At 55.8% G+C, this 15,863-nt stretch carries 13 protein-coding genes and 1 pseudogene; 6 read left to right on the top strand and 8 right to left on the bottom strand.

The genetic code is table 11. The features are described 5' to 3' along the window. Nucleotides 1-105: 105 nt before the first annotated feature. The gene (locus tag DSM110093_RS15450) at nucleotides 106-660 is read right to left on the bottom strand and encodes an Lrp/AsnC family transcriptional regulator (protein WP_243265902.1); all 555 of its coding nucleotides are present in this window, start codon (nucleotides 658-660) and stop codon (nucleotides 106-108) included. A 35-nt stretch (nucleotides 661-695) separates the two neighbouring features. Between DSM110093_RS15450 and DSM110093_RS15445 the strand changes: the two genes are divergently transcribed. Then, nucleotides 696-1,541, top strand: coding sequence for a PhzF family phenazine biosynthesis protein (locus DSM110093_RS15445; protein ID WP_243265901.1), 846 nt, complete (start codon nucleotides 696-698; stop codon nucleotides 1,539-1,541). A 355-nt stretch (nucleotides 1,542-1,896) separates the two neighbouring features. Here DSM110093_RS15445 and DSM110093_RS15440 read toward each other — a convergent pair. Continuing rightward, a pseudogene (locus DSM110093_RS15440) lies at nucleotides 1,897-2,567 on the bottom strand (integrase). A 328-nt stretch (nucleotides 2,568-2,895) separates the two neighbouring features. Further along, entirely contained in the window at nucleotides 2,896-5,268 is a 2,373-nt protein-coding gene (locus tag DSM110093_RS15435; protein ID WP_243265900.1) for a 1-deoxy-D-xylulose-5-phosphate synthase N-terminal domain-containing protein, read from the bottom strand. Between the two features lie 119 nt (nucleotides 5,269-5,387). Between DSM110093_RS15435 and DSM110093_RS15430 the strand changes: the two genes are divergently transcribed. Then, nucleotides 5,388-5,867, top strand: a complete 480-nt coding sequence (locus DSM110093_RS15430; protein ID WP_243265899.1) for an Lrp/AsnC family transcriptional regulator — start codon at nucleotides 5,388-5,390, stop codon at nucleotides 5,865-5,867. A gap of 51 nt (nucleotides 5,868-5,918) precedes the next feature. On the opposite strand, the gene DSM110093_RS15425 is transcribed toward DSM110093_RS15430, so the two are convergent. Continuing rightward, a complete protein-coding gene (locus DSM110093_RS15425) occupies nucleotides 5,919-6,425 on the bottom strand; it encodes a MarR family transcriptional regulator (RefSeq protein ID WP_243265898.1) in 507 nt (168 codons plus the stop codon). 164 nt (nucleotides 6,426-6,589) lie between these two features. Between DSM110093_RS15425 and DSM110093_RS15420 the strand changes: the two genes are divergently transcribed. After that, on the top strand, nucleotides 6,590-7,633 hold the full coding sequence (locus DSM110093_RS15420; protein ID WP_243265897.1) for a cupin domain-containing protein: 1,044 nt from the start codon (nucleotides 6,590-6,592) through the stop codon (nucleotides 7,631-7,633). A 93-nt stretch (nucleotides 7,634-7,726) separates the two neighbouring features. On the opposite strand, the gene DSM110093_RS15415 is transcribed toward DSM110093_RS15420, so the two are convergent. The 4 genes from DSM110093_RS15415 to DSM110093_RS15400 are packed head-to-tail and all read right to left on the bottom strand — an operon-like array spanning nucleotide 7,727 to nucleotide 11,418. Continuing rightward, nucleotides 7,727-8,710, bottom strand: coding sequence for a PDR/VanB family oxidoreductase (locus DSM110093_RS15415; protein ID WP_243265896.1), 984 nt, complete (start codon nucleotides 8,708-8,710; stop codon nucleotides 7,727-7,729). After that, nucleotides 8,703-9,770: an aromatic ring-hydroxylating dioxygenase subunit alpha gene (locus tag DSM110093_RS15410; RefSeq protein ID WP_243265895.1), complete on the bottom strand. Its 1,068-nt coding sequence runs from the start codon at nucleotides 9,768-9,770 to the stop codon at nucleotides 8,703-8,705. The genes DSM110093_RS15415 and DSM110093_RS15410 overlap by 8 nt, the downstream gene beginning before the upstream one ends. A gap of 23 nt (nucleotides 9,771-9,793) precedes the next feature. Further along, nucleotides 9,794-10,651, bottom strand: coding sequence for a fumarylacetoacetate hydrolase family protein (locus DSM110093_RS15405; protein WP_243265894.1), 858 nt, complete (start codon nucleotides 10,649-10,651; stop codon nucleotides 9,794-9,796). A gap of 32 nt (nucleotides 10,652-10,683) precedes the next feature. After that, the gene (locus DSM110093_RS15400; RefSeq protein ID WP_243265893.1) at nucleotides 10,684-11,418 is read right to left on the bottom strand and encodes an FCD domain-containing protein; all 735 of its coding nucleotides are present in this window, start codon (nucleotides 11,416-11,418) and stop codon (nucleotides 10,684-10,686) included. A 224-nt stretch (nucleotides 11,419-11,642) separates the two neighbouring features. Here DSM110093_RS15400 and DSM110093_RS15395 point away from each other — a divergent pair, with 224 nt between their 5' ends. The 3 genes from DSM110093_RS15395 to DSM110093_RS15385 all read left to right on the top strand — a co-directional run bounded on the left by DSM110093_RS15395 (nucleotide 11,643) and on the right by DSM110093_RS15385 (nucleotide 15,860). Continuing rightward, nucleotides 11,643-12,632: a TAXI family TRAP transporter solute-binding subunit gene (locus DSM110093_RS15395; protein ID WP_243267734.1), complete on the top strand. Its 990-nt coding sequence runs from the start codon at nucleotides 11,643-11,645 to the stop codon at nucleotides 12,630-12,632. 74 nt (nucleotides 12,633-12,706) lie between these two features. Then, nucleotides 12,707-14,650 carry a TRAP transporter fused permease subunit gene (locus tag DSM110093_RS15390; protein ID WP_243265892.1) on the top strand — a complete coding sequence of 648 codons (1,944 nt, stop codon included), beginning with the start codon at nucleotides 12,707-12,709 and terminating at the stop codon, nucleotides 14,648-14,650. 16 nt (nucleotides 14,651-14,666) lie between these two features. Next, nucleotides 14,667-15,860 carry a CoA transferase gene (locus tag DSM110093_RS15385; protein ID WP_243265891.1) on the top strand — a complete coding sequence of 398 codons (1,194 nt, stop codon included), beginning with the start codon at nucleotides 14,667-14,669 and terminating at the stop codon, nucleotides 15,858-15,860. The last annotated feature ends 3 nt before the right edge of the window (nucleotides 15,861-15,863 follow it).

Here is a 15,863-nt window from a genome sequence, read left to right as displayed (position 1 = left end):
ACCTTCGCTACGGCCTGAAACACAGACCGCAATGCGGGACCTTCCAGACCTTCGGTGCAAGTGCGCGAATGTCGGGTTCAATGAACCGTTTAACAAACAGTGATTCTAAGGAGCCTGTATTTTAGGTGATAGACCGGGCATCCGGTTGCGCAAAAGTGACGACTTGACGATTGATGTATGCGTTTCGGCTCGCTCATGAAACGGCAGCAGGATATCGTCCAGTTCCGCGACGCTCACCGAGGCCAAGCGAGCGATGAAGCAGTCGTCACCGGTCACTCGGTCACAGGATGTGAAACGTGGCTCATTCTGGATCATCTGCTCGACGTTATGAAGCTGTCTTGAGCGTGGTTTGATACGGACAATGGCCTCCAGCGTAAAGCCAAGGGCCTTTGCATCTACACATTTTGTAAACCCCTCGACCACCCCATCCGATTGTAAGCGCCGCAATCGCTCACCGACTGCTGGTCCAGAGAGACCGACGCCTTTTCCAATTTCGGCCAAGCTCGCTCGTCCGTCATGTTCAAGGGTGGAGATGATTCCCCGGTCAATTTCATCAATAGCTTTCGTCATAGTGGTTGAATACGCTAATAGACTGCCGATGTGATCGCATAATGCTGATAATACTTGCGGTATCGCCGGGACGTCATGGGTTTGGAACATGCATATTCTGACCATAACCAAATGGAGAACCAAACATGAATATTCAGCGCATTGCAGCCTTCAGTGCTAACGGCAAAGGCGGCAACCCTGCCGGGGTCGTTCTGCTCGATAACGCCGCACCCGAAGCGGATATGCAAAAGGTGGCAGCAGAGGTCGGATACTCTGAAACAGTCTTTGCCGTTCCCGTAGAAGGGACAGATCGGTCGTGGCGCGTCCGTTATTTTTCGCCAGAGTCGGAAGTATCGTTCTGTGGGCACGCGACAATTGCGCTCGGGGCCGCCCTTGGACAGCGCAATGGTCCGGGAACCTATAATCTGGATTTGAACAACGCTTCGATCACGGTCGATGCTGCGACATCGGCTGAAGGCATGGCGGCAATGCTGGCGTCGCCGCCAACCGAAAGCCGTGCGATAACTGACGATGAGTCAATGAATGCGATGGCACTGCTTGGCCTGACCTCGGACGATTTGGACATGCGCCTGCCACCAGCCCACATTCATGGCGGTGCCGATCACTTGGTGTTTGCGCTTCGTGACCGCGCCCGGCTAACCGCAATGGCTTACGATCTTGATGAGGGGCGGGACATGATGCGGCGGCACAAACTCGTGACAATCATGCTCGTTCACATCGAGGGGGATCGCGCCTTTTCAGTCCGCAATGCATTTGCATCCGGGGGTGTTTTGGAAGACCCCGCTACTGGCGCAGCGGCAGCGGCATTTGCCGGTTATCTGCGGGATCGCAAGTGGCCACATGGCGGGCAATTCACGATCCGGCAGGGCGAAGATATGGGAGCGCCGTCAATCATCGAGGTTGAGTTGGACAGTGAGGTCGGATCGTCGATCCGTGTCTCGGGCAACGCACACTCGATGCAGCCAGCTTAGTAGTTATCTGCGCAAGGCGCCGCTGCGTGTTGCGCATCCATTTGGGCCTAAATTCCGAAACTCAGTTTAAGGCTTTCGCCAGACCGGACATTGGTGCGCGCCGCAGCATCGGAGAGTCTGGGCTCGAAGAAGACGTTAGCTGCAACGAGCACTGAGGTCTGCTGGGCGGACTTGGCCGACCTTGATGTTTGGACATGTTGCTGAAGCAGCATTCGTTTGCATTCGCGGCAAATGATACTCTGCGTAGTTGCAGCTTTCGCCAGATCGGTTATTCACAAACATGGTTTCGGTCTAAACTGAGAACGCATTTTGGGCTCTTAGGCAGATTTCGTCACTTTTAAGGCCTTAGGGTTGTTTAAAATTGGCAAACGGCAAATACCATCCGCCAACATGGTCTAGATTTGATGCGTTCAGCAATAATCAGAGTGTTTTCGAGCTCGACGCCGAGAAAACGCACGGTGCTATCGAACTTGGTGTGACCAAGCATAAGCTACAAACCCTAAGGTTGCCCGTCTTTCGGTAGATCTCGGCTGCTTTGGTTCGGCTTAGGGAATGCGTTCCGTAGCCGCTCGGCTCCAACCCAATTGCCCTCACCCTGTCGCGGACGAGCCGACCATAATGCCGTGTTGAGATATGCGGGCGGTCATGGAAGTGGCTCAGGAATTTGAACTGGCAAGTGCTCATTTCAGGTGGTCTAACCCACGCAATGACGGTATCTCGTGTGTTTTCAGTCAGCTCGGACTGAACTGGCTGCGTGGTTTTGCTTTGGATGACCGAGACACGCTCACGAACGCGATCATCTTCAACTAAATCAGAAGCAGATAATTTGACCAGGTCGCAGCCAAGGAGTTTGCTATCAATTGCAACGTTGAACAGCGCAAAATCGCGAAGATACTCCGCAATTTCGATCCGCGCGCAAATGGCCCATACCTGTTTGGGGAGCAGTGGTCTTTTTTGCCCGATGATCCGTCCTTTGTTCCAGGCTTTACGCTTCGGGGTGACCACGGGAAGTTGGACTCTTGGCATGATATGCCCTCCAATCCTCCCTCCATGCCCAAACATCAGCACCGCGCTGACGACAGGAGGATAGCATCGGGTTGAATGCGTCTTGCCCGAAGGCATTAGCACGCACTATCTCTGAACGTGCATGGGGTCACAAAGAGTCCATTGTGCCGAATGCTGCGCATTGCGCCAAAACCAAAAAGCGCAGCAAGCGGTCATTGGATCCGGCGACCGCCATACCAATTCGAAACCTTTTTCAGCTTGAAGATTATTGGTGCTGAAAGCTCAAACTACCCACAATCAGCCTTATGAAAAGGGTAGTCGGCTGTGTCCTTTCTGATTCAAGCAAGGCTCAAGCAACTGCAATTCTTCTGCCAGCAGTAAGACCGCTTATCTTGTCAATGATACCTCGGGCGTCGATGCCGTAGTGGCGGTACAGCTCCCCAATGGTCCCGGTCTGGCCAAAGTGATCGACACCGAGCGGGATCGTCTGATGTCCCTGGACCGCTCCGAGCCAGGACAAGGTTCCGGGGTGGCCGTCAATCACTGTGACTAGGCGGCAATGCGGCGGTAATTCCTGTAACAGGCATTCAATGGTACTCGTGACACCCTGCTGGCCGCGCGCCCGTGCCCGTTGTGCCGCTGTCCAGCCGGCATTCAGCTGATCGGCAGAGGTCACAGCCAGCACACCGATGTCGCGTCGGGCTTCGGACAGTAGCCCGGCCGCGCGAATGGCCTCTGGCGCTATGACACCCTGATAGGCGATCACGACCTCGCAATTGGGGCCGGGACGGCGCAGCCAATATGCACCGTCGATCGCGCCTTGACGCCAATCCGCATCGGGGCGATTGCCGGGTTGATCGATGGGGTTGGTCGACAGCCGCAGGTAAACCGATCCGCCGCTTTCATTGTCTTGCAGCGTGCACGTGTCCGCGTCTTCTGATCCTTCGCGCTGAAGGTAGTCGAACGCCCACTCCATGATGACGGCCAGTTCATCTGCAAAGGCAGGCTCGAAGGAGACCAGCCCGTCCTGGCTCATGCCGAGCAGCGGTGTACCGATGGATTGATGCGCGCCACCTTCAGGGGCAAGTGTGACGCCAGACGGGGTGCCCACCACCATGAACCGCGCGTCCTGATAGCAGGCATAGTTCAACGCATCGAGGCCGCGTGCGATGAAGGGGTCATAGAGCGTGCCGATCGGGATCAGGCGCTTGCCGAAAAGAGAATGCGAGAGTCCCGCAGCCCCCAGCAGCAGGAACAGGTTCATCTCGGCGATGCCCAGTTCGATGTGCTGCCCCTTGGGCGTGAACTCCCACTTCGCGGTCGACGGGATGCGATGTTCGATAAAGGCATCGGATTGTTCCGCCCGGGCGAACAGTTTGCGCCGGTTGACCCAGGGGCCGAGATTCGTGGTGCCGGTCACATCGGGGGACATCGTCACGATACGTTCCGCCAATTCACTGTCGCCTTTGGACAGGTCATCCAGGATCTTGCCGAAAGCCATCTGGGTCGAAATCTCGCGTTCGGATGACAGGACGATCTCGGGTACCGGCAGGACCACATCGGAAAACCGTCTGCGCCCCTTGGCGAAGAAAGGAACGTCGTCGAGAAAAGCCTGCAATTCCGCGGCTTTGGGAACGTTCGCGAACCTGTCCCACTCGTGCCCCTCGGGCACGCCCATATGAGCCTGCCAATCCCCCATCTGCGCCTTGGTCATCAGCCCGCCATGGTTGTCCTTGTGCCCGGCGATCGGCGTGCCCCAGCCCTTGATCGTATAGGCCAGGAAGCAGGTGGGGCGGTCGCTGGTGACGCCCGCAAAGGCCTCGGCCATCGTATGTACGCAGTTGCCGCCGAGGTTTTCCATCAGCGCGGCGAGATCCTCGTCGGTGCGCCGTTCGATCAATGCCGTCACCGGCCCCTGATCGCCCAGATCATCCATCAACCGTTCGCGCCAGACCGCACCACCTTGGTAGGTCAGCGCCGAATATTCCTGGTTCGGGCAGGCGTCAATCCAGTCGCGTAGTGCCTCGCCACCCTCTTCCTCGAAGGCCGCACGCTGAAGGGCACCGTATTTGACGCGGACAACGTCCCAGCCGAAAGCAGCGAAAATCTTCTCGACCCTTTGGAACAGTCCCTCACGCACCACGCCGTCCAGCGACTGGCGGTTGTAGTCGATGATCCACCAGCAGTTGCGCAGGTCGTTCTTCCAACCCTCTTGCAGGGCCTCGTATATATTGCCCTCGTCCAGTTCCGCGTCACCCACCAGCGCGATATGACGCCCCGCAGAGACGTCCTGGCCCCAATCCTTGGCCATCAGGTAATCCTGAACGATCGACCCGAAGGCGGTGATCGCAACCCCCAACCCGACGGAGCCAGTCGAATAATCCACGTCATCCACATCCTTGGTGCGGCTGGGATAGCTTTGTACCCCCTTCATCCTGCGGAAGTTCTTCATGTTTTCGAGCGTCTGGTTGCCCATGAGATATTGCATGGCATGAAAGACCGGTGAGGCATGCGGTTTCACGGCAACCCGGTCCTCGGGACGAAGCGCAGAGAAATAAAGCGCCGTCATGATTGCAACCATCGACGCTGAAGACGCCTGATGGCCGCCGGTCTTGATCGCATCCTCTTTCGGGCGAATGTGGTTCGCGTGATGGATCATCCAATGCGACAACCAAAGAAGACGGTCTTGCACGGTTTTGAGATGATCTGTGTCGGATGCCATTGCATGTCCTTACCTGATTTCTTACGCTTCGAGTGAATATCACCTTATGATTAGCGAATTCGGTCATTTGACGGCGTTTAGAATGAATATATTAGCGATTTGCATTAAGAATATGGATAATGCTGGTGATTAGCACCAATCTAGACTCATATGACCTGAATATTCTCCATGCCCTACAACGCAATGGCAGGGCGACGATAAACGAACTGGCAGAAACCGTCGGCCTTAGCCCTTCACCGGTCGCGCGCAGGTTACGCAATTTGGAAGCAGCCGGAGTGATCACAGGTTATGCCGCGCTGATTGACGAGGCTGTTCTGGGGTATGAATTCTCGGTTTTCGTTTCGGTGAAACTGGAACGCCAAGTGGACAACGCGCTGGCCAGCTTTGAGACCGCCGTACGTAGATTCCCAGAAGTGGTCGATTGTTGGTTGATGACGGGCAACCGTGACTATCTTTTGCGCGTGGCAACCCGTGGACCAGCCGATTTCGAACGCTTCCTGACCAGTGCCTTTACCAAGGTTCCCGGAGTTGCCTCCATCGAAAGCTCGATCCCGTTGCGGCGCGTCAAAGCCGGGCTGTCACGGACATTGGCCGGTTAGCGCAGCGGTCTCTGGCACAAAAATTGTTCCGACAAAGCGACAGCTGGCCATCTACTTTGCGTTGGTCTTGGATGGCCGAAGCGGCGCTCGGCTGGTCTCGTTATGTGCTGACACCGCACGGGTCAACATCTCGATGAAGACCACTCTCTCGTCGGGCGAAAACGGCGAAAGGAGGCGATTTTCGACTTCGCTGATTGCTGCGCGCGTTTCATCTAACAGACGTTCGCCCTCTGGGCAGATGCGCAGGGTCTTAATGCGCTTATTGTTCTTTGGCACTTCTCTGACGACAAGGCCACGACCCTCAAGCGAGCGGAGCATCGTTCCTATGGTGGAGCGGTCTGCCGCAACAACGCTGGACAGGGCACTTTGGTCCAATCTGGGAGTTTCGCGAATTGCCACAAGTGCTGCATATTGGATCGGGGTGACCTTCCATTGGGAAAGTTCGTCAAGAAAGATGGCTGATGAAACCTGCTGTAATCGTCGAATGAGATAGCCAGGAGCGCAGTAGACTTCTTCCAGCTTTAACCGTCCTTCAATTTCCTCAGGTTCGTTGGTCATGGTTGCCAGACTCCGACATGAAACACTTCTTCTTTTGCGCCAGCGCACCCCGTAGCGTAGTCCCTTATCGCTTAGATATGATGAGAAGTCGAAGATTAGAAAGTTTGACTTTTGCAGACCGTAAGTATACTCATTGTTTAAAATTCATGAAAGGGAGGAATGCTATGGATAATCTTGGGACGATGGAGGAGTTGCCAAAGGACTATCAGGACGAGATGGAACGCACGTTGGTTCATCCGCTCTGGCCTTTGCTTCGCAATACGTTGCCGCCGCATAAGCCCAATTCTGTCACGCAATCGCATAACTGGGCCTACAAAGACGTTCGCCCATTGCTAATGCGCGCAGGCGAACTGACGCCGGTTGAAAAAGCTGAACGCCGTGTGCTTATGCTATCTGATCCTGGGCGTGGTGCTGGGGCAATGCAGGCAACGGCCACCATTTACGCTGGGCTGCAATTGCTTTTGCCCGGAGAGCGCGCACCTTCCCACAGACACACACCAAGCGCGGCGCGCATCATCGTCGAGGGTGAGGGCGCCTACACGGTGGTTGATGGTGAACGTCTTCCGATGGAAATGGGTGACGTTGTTCTAACACCCGGCGGCGCATGGCACGATCATGGCCATGATGGCGCAGAGCCTGTGATTTGGCTCGACGCACTCGACCTGCCGCTGTTCGCAAGACTGGAAGCCAGTTATGGCGAAGAAGGTGACTTTCTCGCGCAACGCAACCGCCCCGATGCCTCACAACTGGAATTTGCTGCGTCCGGTCTTTTGCCAACCAACCGTAACGCCCCCGAGGTTGAGCCCAAAGCCAAAATGCTGCGGTACCCTTGGAAGCGGTCCGAAGAAGCCCTGCGCAACTTGGCGGAACATGCCGATGAAGGTGAGGCAATTGAACTGGACTACGTAAAGCCCGGAACCAGCGATAGCTGTCTGGCGGTTCTCGGGTTCACCGCAACCATGCTGCGTAAGGGCGATCCCGTCCGGCAGAAAGTTCGGTCATCCAGCGCTGTGTTCCATGTGGTCAAAGGTCAGGGCACGTCCGTGATTGACGGCAAGACAATTGAATGGTCCGACAAGGATACTTTCTCGGCGCCTGTGTTCGCAGAGATTGATCACGAGGCCGCGGAAGATGCCTTCTTGATCCGTATCCACGATGCGCCTCTTCAACAAAAGTTGGAATTCTACGAAGAGCGTCCGCGCAGCTAAGTACGAAAAATGACATCGACGGCTAACAAGGAGCCGTCGATGCAAGTGTGGGTTTCTTTGGCTTTCTCGTTCAGAGCGCACAATCGGCGCTGTTTAGTCGGGCGCGGAGCGCCCGTGGGTGATCCCATCAACACTGACTATAAGACGGCCGCCATGTGCACGGGACACACAGCAACACATTGCATGGTTTGCCGTTTTTTCCTGCGCGCTGAGAAAAACATCGCGGTGATCCACCTCTGACTCAGATGACAGTATGTTGACTTTACACAGCCCACATTCGCCCTTTCGGCAATCAAACATCACGGGTTGATTTGCCGCCATCAACGCATCGAGCATCCCCTGATTTGCGGCCACCTGAACGACATCACCGGTTTCGACAACTTCGACTTCAAACGGCACGGCGGGAAAGCGCCCCGAGGAGCCGAATGTCTCAAAGCGAAGCTGGTTTGAAGGGCGACCATCCGTTTTCCACGCCCCCTTCATGGCATCCATCATCGGGGTTGGCCCGCACATGTAAAGAAAGCTGTCAGCCGACAACGATTTGACAAATGCCGCCGTGTCAAAAAGACCGGAGACGCTATCGTCATGCAACGTCAATGCATCGCCGAATGTATCTCGCAACTCGTTGATGAACGGCGCGTTCGAGGCCTCACGCACAAGATAGACGAAGCGCACGGTTTTGCTCGCACGCAGCAACGCGCGGCCAATGCCGATCAGAGGCGTAATGCCGATACCACCGGCGACCAACGCATAGTCGGTTCCGGCATAAGTAACTGGCAGATGATTTGGCGCAGTTTCAAGGCGAACTGTGTCACCCTGTTCCAGAGTGTGCATATATTCCGATCCGCCCGCACTTTGTTCGGCACGGCGTACAGCGATGCAGATTCGGCCATTCTCATCAACGCCAACCATCGAATAAGAACGTGACGCTATGCCGTTTTGCAACGGCAAGTGAAACTTAAGATGCCCGCCCGGCTGGTAGCACCGGCTCCCATCCGGGAAGGTCAGCCAAATACGGTTCACGTCGGAGCTCAAGCGATCAACCTGCGCCACGCTAACGTCAAATACATCATGCATTGGCACGTTCCGCTTGGGGCAATCCTTTGGGGCCGTCGGCTTCTTCTGCGATCATCGCGTCGATTTTGCGACGCGCCCACATGCCTCCTGCATCAATGTTGAGGTTGTAGAACTCTTTGTCGGGATGACGGTCCATACCCTCTTGTTGCGCTTCGAGGATTTCCTCGTCTTGGCGGAATACTTCACGGACACCGCGACGGATACTGACTGTCGCGCTTTGGTCTTGCGTGCGGTAGTTGCGCACCACGCACCAGAAATAATGCGCGGTCTTGTCTGTTTCCGGCGTAATGATGTTGATCACCATCAGGTTCACACCTTGCGATCTGTCTCCCTCTGGGGCGCCGGTGCCAGTGAGTGCGACACCGACGTCAATCGCAATGGTTGAGGGTGCTGTGAAATTGATGATCTGCCAACGATCCACATCACCCGGCTTGCCCAATTGCGCCCGCAGGAACGCAGGTGCGTCAATGCCCTTCATCCAGCGCGTCACCTTGACGGTGCGCCCCTCGTTGGTCACATCGAACGGCGCTTCTGCGACGGCCTCGTTCCCGATGCTTTCGGGGTGCACGAAGGTCTCGTGTGTCAGGTCCATCAGGTTGTCCAAGACAAGACGATAATCACATTTGGTGTGAATGGTTCCGCCATCACCGGCCCAGTCGTCACTGGTCAGCCACCAAAGATCGGGAATGGTGCTGTCGTCCGCCAGCGCAGGGTCGCCAAGCCAAAGCCAGATCATCCGATGACGCTCAACTGCTGGGTAAGTCCTTACACAAGCCGACGGATTGATCGTGTCCTGCGACGGCATATGCACGCAGCGGCCACCCGGTTCGAACTTGAGTCCATGGTATGGACATACAACATTGTCACCTTCGATCCGCCCCTTGGACAGCGGTGCCAGGCGGTGCCAACACGCGTCATCCATCGCCGTTACCGCACCGCTGGAAGTGCGGTAAAGCACCAGCTTGCGTTGACATATGGTGACTGGTTTCAAGGCACGTGCCACGTCATGCGACCACCCCGCTGCGTACCACGCATTCTGTGGAAAAGATGTGCTTGTCATAATGGCCTCCCCTAATTGGCTTTTCACGCCGCTCTGACAGATACTGACATTTTGCCAATGCCATCGATCCAACAATCCATCCGGTCACCGGGATCAACCGGTCCGACGCCCTCTGGCGTGCCGGTCATAATCACATCGCCAGGCTGTAGAGTGTAGGCGCGTGATGCATATTCGATCAAATCGGCAACGTTCAGAATAAGGTCACGTGTATTGGCTTTTTGCCGTGAAACCTCACCGATCTTAAGCTCAAAATCGACGCTGGACGGGTCACCAAATTCGTCCGCAGTTACCATCCATGGGCCCAGTACGGAAAAGGTATCCAGCGATTTGCGAAGACTGCGATCCTCGGTGCCGCGCACCGTCATATCAAGACCAATCGCGTAACCAACGACATAAGAAAGCGCGTCGTCCTTCGAGACATTCCGGCAAGGCTTCCCGATGATCGCGGCCAGTTCGATTTCGTGATCGATACGGCGATCCGCCCACGTCGACACAACCCCTTCACCGGGCCCAACGAGTGAGCTGTTTGCCTTCAAGAAAACACCGCATTCATGGATCGTCAGGATTTTGGTATCGTTGTGGATCTCGGAATCCGCGCGGGCTTCGTCCAAGTGCAGCTTGTAATTTACCGGTGCACCAATCAGTTTTCCAGGGTTTCCAATCGGGCTGAGCAACCGCACCTGTTCGATCGGTTTGCGCGCGCCTGACTTGGCGGCTTCCTCGATTGCCGAGCGCAGTTCGCTGAAGTGCGATATGAACAGATCACCCGGAGGATAAGGCCAAGTCTGGCTCGGCAACCGTGCAAGAACGCCCGTTACATCGACAACTTCACCGCCATCGACAACGCCAAGGAGTCCTTCATCAAATCGACAAATGCGCATCTCACATTCCTTTCTACTGTTTTATCTGGGGGTTACCGGTGTTGCCCGTCGAAATTCGGGATGTCAGCCAGTGAATCTTTCAAAAAATCCGCCGTTCGTCGCAAATGATCCACCAGAAGCTCAACGCTGGCATCTACGTCTCTGCGTAAAACGGAATCGCCGATTTTCTTGTGCTCCTCGTATGCTCCAATACGTGCACGCGCGCTCAGCCGTGCGATGTAACGATATCTATTACTGTCGTCATAAAGCTGCGAGCAGAACCGGAGGATATACTTTGACGGACACCCCGAAATCAGCGCCTCGTGAAACTCGCGGTGCTTTGCTTCCCAACTGTCAGAAAGCCCGCTTCCGGTCTCGGCCTCCAATTCGGATTCCCGCGAGAGATGGAACAGAGACAAGACAATCCTCTCTTCCCAACGGGCATCACCAAGCTCAATGGAGTCGCGCAGTGCCCGTGCTTCCAGCAAACAGCGGGCCTCGAAAATTTGCATGTAGTCGTCAGACGAGACTTTCGCGACCCGGAAACCGCGTCGTTCGATTCTGTCTACAAGCCCCGTGGCGGACAGAAAGACCAGCGCCTCTCTCAGCGGCGTTGCGCTGGTTCCGTACCGCTCCTGGAGAACGTCGATCTTGAGTTTGCTACCTGGCTCCAACTGCCCTTCAATAATATCGTCACGAATGCGGGTCTGAACCGTCGAAGCGGCTTCAGAGCTGCCTTGCAATCCGGTGGTGCCATTTGTGGCAGCATCTCTTTTTTGTATCGCCATACTATTCAGTCACCTTTGTCGTCCTCGGGCACTACAGGCTCTCGTCGGTCCCTGCTGCGTGCCTATTTCTACGAGGCAGGGGCGCAGCACCCACAGTAGTGCTCAGCTCCACAACGGTATATATAAACGTAAAATAATATACAATATTGACTTTAGATAAATTTTGCATTTTATTTGCGACATAGGTAGCCGCGTCGCGGCACGGCAAATATGCCGCCTTGGGGGTGATCCAAACGGGAGGAACAGGAATGCAAATTAAAAAGATATTGGTTGCGGCTATTGTTATCGTAGCGTGTGCTGGCGCAGCGTCGGCACAGGTTAAGTCGTTCGCGAGTCTCCCGCAGGGGTCGGCTGGCAACACAATGTCCACCGCCATTGCCGCGCAGGCACGCGAAAGCATCGGCATGAAGCTGGTGGTCCAGCCCTTCGGTGGCTCAAACCAGTTCCAGCAGATCATCGAAAACGGTCAGGCAGAATTCGCAGTCAATGACATCAATGATCTGATTGTCGCGGTGAACGGCCAGCATGGCTACGATAACCCGATGAAAAATCTGCGCGTTGTCGCGCGCATCATTGCGGTTCAGGTCGGTCTGTTCGTAAAAGCAGATAGTGGCATAACAAGCGTCGAAGAACTGGTCGGCAAGAAGGTTCCCTCCGGTTGGGACGCTTTTCCGACCGGAGCTGCAAATGTCGCTGGCATCTTGTCAGCGGTTGGGCTTGGGATGGATGACGTTCAGGCTGTTCCCGTACCTGAACTCATCCGTGGTGCGGATGCGCTGGCGTCGGGCCGCACTGACACCGCTCTTTTTGCCGTAGGAGCGCCGAAAGTTGCTGAAGTCGACGCGTCGGTAGGTGGCGTGCGGTTCCTGTCGATCAATGCCGACGAAGCTGCAGCCAAAGCAATAAAGACCGTGCGGCCAGCATATTACCTGTCCAAAGCAGATCCTGCCCCATTCCGGGTGGGTGTGCCAGAGACGATGGATTTCCTGACTTGGGATTACGTATTGCTTGCGGGTGCGCATGTCCCTGATGAAGACGTCAAGGCGCTTCTTTCGGTCGTCTTTGACGAAGCTGGCAAGATAGGTGCTGCCTTCCCGCCGCTTAGGGCCATCAACATCGACACAGCCTATCGCGCTTATCCGGATGTCGAATATCACGCGGGGGCCAAAGCGTTTTTTGAAGAACGCGGCATTGAGCAACAGGCAGCGGACTAATCAGTCCTGCAAAGACTTGCGCAAAAGTAGGGCCGCCAGCGCGCGGCCCTACCGGTGCCCATTGGAGAAAGTGCTTGGAAAACGTAAACGACAATAAGCCTGTAGAGAGCGCGCGAACTGTCAGGAAAGTTCTTGCCGGAGCTCTGAGCGCGGTCGCCATCGTACAGGTCGCGGACATCCCCAGCCGGCTCGGGTTTTCCTATTACACCGAACAATTTCTCGCTGTTGTGCTCGGGCTGAGTCTCGGCCTCGTTTTTCTGAGCCAACGCGCGCGCAAATCGACCACGCCAGACGAAACCGTGCCGAGTGCGTTGGATTGGGCGCTGGCGGCTTTGGGGTTGTTATTGCCACTATATGTCGCGTTTGATTATGCGGAACTGATCAACACGGCCATGCAGATCAAACCCGTTACTGTCGTAATCGGAACCCTTCTTTTTGGCTTGATACTGGAAGGTTTGCGCCGTGCTGTGGGGCTGACCCTTGTCATCGTTGTTCTGGCTATTTTCTGTTACGGGCTGATCGGGCATCTCGTGCAGGGTGCGCTTCAAACCAGAGAAGTTGCGCCAGCACGGATGCTTGTTTACCTCGGGTTTGATCCCAACGGCGTGTTCGGCATCACACTCAAAGTCGCGGCCACCGTCGTGATTGCCTTCGTCCTTTTTGGTCAGTTCCTTCTGCGGTCGGGTGCTGCGGATTTCTTCAACGACATTGCAATGGCCACGATGGGCAAGCGGCGTGGAGGAGCGGCGAAGATATCTATCGTTGCGTCCGCTTTGTTTGGCTCTATTTCCGGCGTTGTTGTATCAAACATTGTCGCCACCGGCGTGGTTACGATCCGTCTGATGATCAAGTCGGGTTTTCGCAACACCACTGCTGCAGCCGTCGAAGCCACTGCCTCCACCGGAGGGCAAATCGCACCGCCTGTGATGGGCGCTGTTGCATTCCTGATGGCTGACCTGCTGCGACTTCCCTATTCGGAAATCGTCATTGCCGCGATTGTCCCGGCCGCGCTCTATTATGTGGCCCTTTTCGTCCAAGCCGATCTTTTGGCGGCCAAGCAAGGCATCAAGCCAATTGAGGACGCCGATATCCCTTCGGCTGGCCATGTCATGTCGACTGGCTGGGTCTTCTTACTGCCCTTCATCGCCATTATCGTGACTCTGTTCTGGATGAACCAACGCGCAGAAGTCGCTGCGCTCTGGGGAGGGGCCGCCGCGATCGCAGTTGGGATGGTGCGGGGTTATGGCAACGCACGTATGAAGCTTTCCGACCTTTGGGATGGATTGGTGGAAACCGGCAACGCAGTCATTCCGATCATACTGATTTCTGCCGCCGCGGGGTTCATTATTGGCGTTCTCAACGCCACTGGGCTTGGGTTCGCAGTCACATTCTCGCTTGTTGGCCTCGGGCAGGACAGCCTGTTTTTGCTGCTGCTCATTGCAGCGGTTGTTTGTCTCATTCTTGGGATGGGGATGCCAACAGTAGGTGTCTATCTGCTTCTGGCGGTCTTGATCGCACCTTCGCTTGTCGAAAGCGGAGTGCTGCCAATCGCGGCACATCTGTTCATTTTCTATCTGGGAATGATGTCGATGGTGACCCCGCCAATTGGGATCGGGGCCTTCTTTGCCGCCGCAATCGCAAAAGCAGCGCCAATGCGAACAGCTTGGGAAGCGGTCCGGTTCGGCTGGACAGCGTATATCATTCCCTTTCTGTTCGTATTTTCTCCGGCCCTTTTGTTGATAGGTGATCCTGTCGAAATCATCATTGCGGTGACGTCGGCTATCCTCGGTGTTTATGCCATATCGGCAGCGTTCATTGGGTGGCTCCGAGGCCCTGCGGGAATGTTTCGTCGGATTGGCGCAGGCCTTGCAGGCGCCGCTTTGCTTGTGCCCCCCAGTGTTGGTTCGGGCGCAGCGCCTTGGGTGAACGGAGCGGGGTTCTTGCTCTTGGGTATTGTCTTGTTCGCGTTCGCCCCATCACACGCCCCGGTGAAAACCGATGTTTTTTCTGGTCGCTAAATAGAAAGAAAACGACATGACTACTCCGCTGAACGGAATCCGGGTGCTGGAACTCGGTCAGTTAATCGCAGGGCCGTTTTGCGGCCAAATGCTGGCTGACTTCGGGGCAGATGTTCTCAAGATTGAACCGCCCGAGACCGGTGATGCCATGCGGCAATGGGGGCGGACGGACAACGACGGGCAGCCGTTGTGGTGGTCAGTCATTGGGCGCAACAAGAAGTCCATGACCTTGAACCTTCGTCTCAAGGAAGGACAGGAAATCCTGAAAGCCCTCGTGGCCGAAGCCGACATCCTGACAGAAAACTTCCGCCCCGGCACGATGGAGCGATGGGGGTTGGGCTATGACGTGTTGTCAAAGATTAATCCACGACTGATTATGGTGCGGGTTTCGGGGTTCGGCCAGACGGGGCCATACGCATCCCGCGCGGGATTTGCGTCGGTTTGCGAGGCGATGGGCGGGCTACGTCACATTGCCGGATATCCGGACAGACCACCCGTGCGAGCTGGAATTTCATTGGGCGACACGCTTGCCGGAACCTTTGGCGCGATGGGTGCGCTACTGGCTTTGCAAGCGCGCCATTTGACTGGAAAAGGGCAAGTGGTCGACAGCTCGATTTATGAATCTGCACTTGCGATGACAGAAGCGATTGTTGCGGAATATAGTGGCGGTGGTCATATCCGAGAGCGCACCGGACCTTCGTTGCCGGGAATTGCGCCGTCCAACGCCTATCCCTGTGCCGATGGCCGCGACATTATCATCGGCGCGAACCAGGACACGGTCTACCGGCGAATGTGTATGGCGATGAACCGCGACGACTTAATCGAAGATCCCCGTTTTGCCACCCACAGGGCACGCGGAGAAAATGCAGCTGATATTGACGATATCGTCGGCAACTGGACCAAACTTCACTCGTCTGAAGTGGTGCTGGAAAAAATGGACAAGGCAGGCGTTCCGGCTGGTCTTGCCTATACTGCGCAGGACATGCTGCAAGACCCGCATTTCGCCGAACGCGAAAGTATCGTGCGTGTTGAGGACCCCAAGCGTGGCGCTCTGGACATGCAGAACGTCTTTCCGCGCCTGTTGTCAACGCCCGGCAAGATCCGCCACACGGGACCGGAACTTGGGCAGCACAACGCATATGCGCTGAGCGACTTGCTAGGCTTCTCCCAAGACGAGATCGCCAGTCTGCGTACGAAAGGTGTCGTGTGACTG

The organism is Sulfitobacter sp. DSM 110093, assembly GCF_022788715.1.
GTDB lineage: Bacteria > Pseudomonadota > Alphaproteobacteria > Rhodobacterales > Rhodobacteraceae > Sulfitobacter.
Note: the sequence above shows the minus strand (reverse complement) of the source record. Positions and strands in the feature narration are given on the sequence as shown.